The organism is Rhizobium sp. P1_B8, from assembly GCF_056406515.1.
The window spans coordinates 1-850 of sequence record NZ_JBFTZZ010000084.1; the positions used below are offsets into that span (position 1 = coordinate 1).

The 850-nt window shown below is 55.4% G+C and carries 1 pseudogene; it reads left to right on the plus strand.

The features are described from left to right. Positions 1-120 precede the first annotated feature (120 nt). Positions 121-833: pseudogene (locus AC1D2N_RS36215) on the plus strand (IS5 family transposase). The last annotated feature ends 17 nt before the right edge of the window (positions 834-850 follow it).

The following is an 850-nucleotide window of genomic DNA, read 5'->3' on the forward strand; positions in this document are numbered from 1 at the left end:
CTAGGAGGTGTGGACTCTTAGGATTCCCAAAAGAGCTTTGGTCTGATTCAATGCTGTCTTTTGGAGGCAGCCATGGGTATTTTAGACCGTTTGATTCTTCAGGATGACCAGTGGGAACGGATGTCTCGTCATATCATTGGCGATGATCGCACGCGCGGTTCGTCTGGACGTGACAATCGAATGTTTGTGGAAGCAGTCTTGTGGATCGTGCGGACGGGTTCGCCTTGGCGCGATCTGCCGGATGTGTTCGGTGATTGGAACAGTGTGTTTCGCCGCTTCAGTCGCTGGAGTCGGAAAGGCGTCTGGTGGCGTCTCTTCGAAGCGATGTCGGATGATAACGACTTCGAATACCTGATCGTCGACAGCACCATCATTCGCGCCCATCAGCACGCCTCCGGCGCAAAAAAGGGGCTGAAGATCAGGCCCTTGGCCGTTCTCGTGGCGGCCTGAGCACCAAAATCCATCTGGCGGTGCGTGGCCTTGGATGTCCTGTTCGTTTCGTGCTGACCGCCGGCCAGAAAGGCGATGCACCGCAAGCCGATGCCTTGATCAAAGAGCTGCCAGCCGATGTTGTCCTGGCCGATACTGCTTACGACAGCGATCGRCTACGCAAAGTCATCGCCGACAAGGGAGCGCAAGCGGTCATCCCGAACAACCCCTCGCGTGCAAGGAAGTATCCGATCGACAAGCAACTCTACGCCCAGCGTCATCTGATCGAGTGCTGCTTCTCCAAACTCAAACAATTTCGACGCATCGCCACCAGATACGAGAAAACCGCCCGAAACTATCGGGCAATGATCGCAATTGCCGCAACAATCCTGTGGCTCAGGTAACTGTCCACAGCTCCTAG